Here is a 3,971-nt window from a genome sequence, read left to right on the forward strand (position 1 = left end):
GGGGGTGGCCCTGGTGCTCTCGTTCGCCGCCATGGCCGCGAGCTACACCCGCGGGCAGATGCAGCGGCTCGTCGTCGAGGTGGCTCGCGAGCAGACGCACCGCACCCGCCTGGGCCGCTACTTCTCCCCCGAGGTCGCCCGCCGCATCCTCGAGGCCGGCGCCGGCTCGGGCCAGGGCGAGCACCGCGAGGTGACGCTCCTCTTCGCCGACATCCGTGGCTTCACCTCCATGTCCGAGCGCATGGAGAGCCCCCAGGTGGTCCGGCTCCTCAACGAGTACCTCGCGCGCATGGTCGAGGTGGTGTTCCGCCACGGCGGCACGCTCGACAAGTTCATGGGCGATGGGATTCTCGCCTACTTCGGCGCCCCCCTGGACCTGCCCGGCCATCCCCAGGCCGCGGTGGCCTGTGGGCTCGCCATGCTCGAGGCCCTGGAAACCCTCAACGCCGAGCGGCGCTCCCGGGGCGAGGAGCCCCTGCACATCGGCATCGGCGTGCACACCGGGAGTGTCGTCGTCGGCGACGTCGGCCCCGAGCAGCGCCGGGAATACACCGTGATTGGCGACGCCGTGAATCTCGCCAGCCGCATCGAGGGACTCACCAAGAAGGTCGGCGTGTCCATTCTCGTCTCCGAGGCCACCCGCGTGCGCTGTGGCGAGGAGCTCCACTTCGAGGCGGCGGCGCCACTGCCCGTGGCCGGGAAGGTGGAGCCCGTGGCCACCTTCGTTCCCACTGGCAAGGTCCTCCGCGCCATGGGGTGACGGGGGAGGGGTTGACGCGGGCTCGACCCTCGGCCCGCGTCACCCTCTGTCCGGCTCAGTAGGCCTTCGAGAAGACGATCCGGCCCGGCGACGGCTCTCCCGTCACCACGCACTTGCCCGCCTCCTGCTTCTGCGCGAACGGCCGGTTGCGCGTCGTCAGGCCCGTCTCCTCCTTGATGCGCGCCTCCACCTTCGCGTCCCCGTTCCAGTGCGCCAGCAGGAAGCCCGCGTCCGCCTTCTCCTTCATCTCCTCGTAGCTGTTCACCTCGAAGGTGTTCGCGTCCCGGAACGTCCTCGCCTTCTCGAGCAGATCCTTCTGCATCTGCTCCAGCATGTCCTGGGCCTTCGCCACCGCCTGGTCCAGCGGGATGAACTCCTTCTGGCGCACGTCCCGGCGCACCATCACGCACGAGCCCTTCGCCAGATCCTTCGGGCCCAGCTCCACCCGGAGGCACGTGCCGATCAGCTCGTGCTCGCTGTACTTCCAGCCCGGGCTCTTGGTGTCGTCGTCGTCCACCACCACGCTCAAGCCCGCCTTCTTCAGGTCCGCGGCCAGCGCGTGCGTCTTCTCCAGCACCTGCGTCTTCTCGGCGTCCGTCGCCTTGCCGGCGATGGGGATGATGACGACGTGCGTGGGCGCCAGCCTCGGCGGCACGATGAGGCCCGCGTCATCCGAGTGCGTCATGATGAGGCCGCCGATGAGGCGCGTGGACACCCCCCACGACGTCTGCCACACGTGGTGCTGCTTGCCGTCACGGCCCTGGAACATCGTGTCGAAGGCCTTGGCGAAGTTCTGCCCCAGGTTGTGGCTGGTGCCCGCCTGCAGCGCCTTCTTGTCCTGCATCATCGCCTCGATGCTGTACGTGCGCAGCGCGCCGGCGAACTTCTCCGACTCCGTCTTGCGCCCCGTCATCACCGGCATCGCCATGTAGTCCTCGGCGAACTTCCGGTACACCTCCAGCATCTGCAGCGTCTCCTTCTCCGCGTCCTCCTCCGTCTCGTGGCAGGTGTGGCCCTCCTGCCAGAGGAACTCGGTGGTGCGCAGGAACAGGCGCGTGCGCATCTCCCAGCGCATCACGTTCGCCCACTGGTTGATGAGCAGCGGCAGGTCCCGGTAGCTCTGGATCCACTTGGCGAAGCTGCGGTTGATGATCGTCTCCGACGTGGGCCGGATGACGTAGGGCTCCTCCAGCTTGGCCCCGCCCGCGTGCGTCACCACCGCCAGCTGCGGGTTGAAGCCCTCGACGTGCTCGGCCTCCTTCTTCAGGTAGCTCTCGGGGATGAGCAGCGGGAAGTAGGCGTTCTTGTGGCCCAGGTCCTTGAACATCTTGTCGAGGACCCGCTGCATGTTCTCCCAGATGGCATAGCCATTGGGCCGGATGACCATGCAGCCCTTCACGTCCGAGTAGTCGGCGAGCTTCGCCTTCTGGACCAGGTCCACGTACCACTCGGAAAAGCCCTTCTCGCGCGGTGCCAGCTTCTCGGCCATCTGCTTGAAACCCTTCGAAAATGAGTGAGGGCCGTTGCCTACGCCAGCCCCCGCCCGGAATCAATGGTTGCGGGCTACTCGCAGCGCTGGGCCTCGTGCCGGCAGTCATGGCCGGAACGGTCCAGCTCCAACTGGTAGAGCGACTGGAGGGCCTCGTTCTCCAGGGACACCCCCACCCGGCGGGGACCCGTGCCCGGCTCGTTGAGGACGATGTCCACCGTCTCCAGGGTGCGCTGGGGCGCCGGGTCGGCCGGGGCGGACTGCACGTCCCGCTGGCTGAAGCGCCGCCAGCTCCCGCCCGTTCCGCCGCTCCCCGTGCCGGCCGCCGTGTAGAAGCCCTGGGCGCACTGGGCCGTCCCTCCCACGAAGCCCGCCTGGTAGATGCGCGCCTGGTGGTTGCCCGAGGCCGCGCACATCCCCGCGGTGGCCCCCGCCTCGAAGCTGTTCCACAGCACGCACCCGTTGACGATGGCCGTGCCGCTGCCCGTCTGCTCGCGCGAGCCGCCGTAGCGCACGTACCAGCCGGCCTCCAGCGCCCCGGCCTCCTGCTCCCCCGTCTTCACCCGCCCGTCGGACTCGAACTGGGACACGTCCACCAGGTGGTTGTCCGTCATCAGGCCGGACGTGTACTTCCCCGTCCCGAAGGGAGCGGCCTCGTACGTCTGGGCCTCGCTATTGGTGTTGAAGGAGCGTGCCGCCTTGGCCCCGTAGCTCCAGAAGCCGTAGAAGCGGTGGGGACTGGTGGCCGGCAGCGGCTTCGTCGTGGCGAGCGGCACCCAGTTGTTCTGGCTCACCCGGCAGCCCCAGCCCGTCCCGGTGCCGTCGCAGGTGTACTCCAGCTTGCCCGAGGCGCTCGCCGTACAGCCGTTCTCCGCGCCGAAGTCCCAGGCGAGCGCCACCTTCGTCGCGCCGCAGGTGGCGCTGGCCGCGGTGCCCGGGGTGGAGGTGCCGCTGGTGTACCGATAGTTGGTGTACTCCGTGCTGGAGCTCCAGGCCGTCGAGCCTCCGCGCTCCACGGTGACGGTCTGACGCGTACGGCAGCCGAGCTGCGCGCACCCCAGCGGGTTGGACAGGCGGCACGTCGCCCCGCCGCTGTCCGCGAGGTTGTAGCGGTCTCCCGTCCCCACGAAGGTGCGCAGGTAACCCGTGTCCGGCTGCACCGTGTTCGAGGTCATGTAGCTGAAGGAGGGCCGCACCGTCTCCGCGTCCGGGGCCTTCACCTGGAAGGCGCGCGCGGCGAACCAGTTCTCCACCCGTCCGCTCGTGGCGCGCTTGCCGGGCTGCCAGAAGCGCACCGTCCACACCTGGCCGCCGTAGTCCGCCACCGTGGCGGTGTCGAAGAGCAGATCTCCATCCGGCTTCGAGCCGACCTGGCCACCAATGTCCATCATCGCCACGCTGGCCGCGAAGGGGTGGCGCAGGTGCTCGGAGCGCTCGGCGCCGTCGCCGTGGAAGAAGCTCCACAGCGTCTCGCCCGTGCGCAGGTCCACCATGGCCAGACCCCGGCCCCGGCTGAGCGAGCGGTCATACCCGCCATTCAGGAAGACGACCCACTGCTCGCGGGCCGCCGTGCCGCCCACCCGCCACGGGCCCTCCGGGTCCGCCATGGCCACCGGGCCGATGGGCGGCGGACGGGGTGAGAAGTGGCCATCGCTCTCGCCGAGCTGGAGCGCGAGCGGGTCGCACGGCTGCGGCCACATCCACAGGAAGTCCCCCTTCTGG

Annotated in this window: 2 protein-coding genes and 1 pseudogene; 1 reads left to right on the top strand and 2 read right to left on the bottom strand. The window is 69.4% G+C overall.

Annotation, left to right across the window (positions count from 1 at the left end; translation table 11 throughout):
* Nucleotides 1-760: adenylate/guanylate cyclase domain-containing protein (locus VF794_RS04020; protein ID WP_331107850.1), on the top strand; the 760-nt coding region annotated here is incomplete at its 5' end.
* 55 nt (nucleotides 761-815) lie between these two features.
* On the opposite strand, the gene proS is transcribed toward VF794_RS04020, so the two are convergent.
* Both proS and VF794_RS04030 read right to left on the bottom strand, forming a co-directional pair.
* Nucleotides 816-2,249, bottom strand: coding sequence for a proline--tRNA ligase (proS, locus tag VF794_RS04025; protein WP_331107851.1), 1,434 nt, complete (start codon nucleotides 2,247-2,249; stop codon nucleotides 816-818).
* Nucleotides 2,250-2,323: 74 nt separating this feature from the next.
* Nucleotides 2,324-3,971: pseudogene (locus tag VF794_RS04030) on the bottom strand (hypothetical protein); the annotation flags it as partial.

The organism is Archangium sp., from assembly GCF_036389735.1.
Lineage (GTDB): Bacteria > Myxococcota > Myxococcia > Myxococcales > Myxococcaceae > Archangium.

What these genes read in the sequence shown, in the direction of transcription:
- proS (WP_331107851.1), bottom strand. Translation starts at nt 2,249, where the DNA reads ATGGCCGAGAAGCTGGCACCGCGCGAGAAGGGCTTTTCCGAGTGGTAC.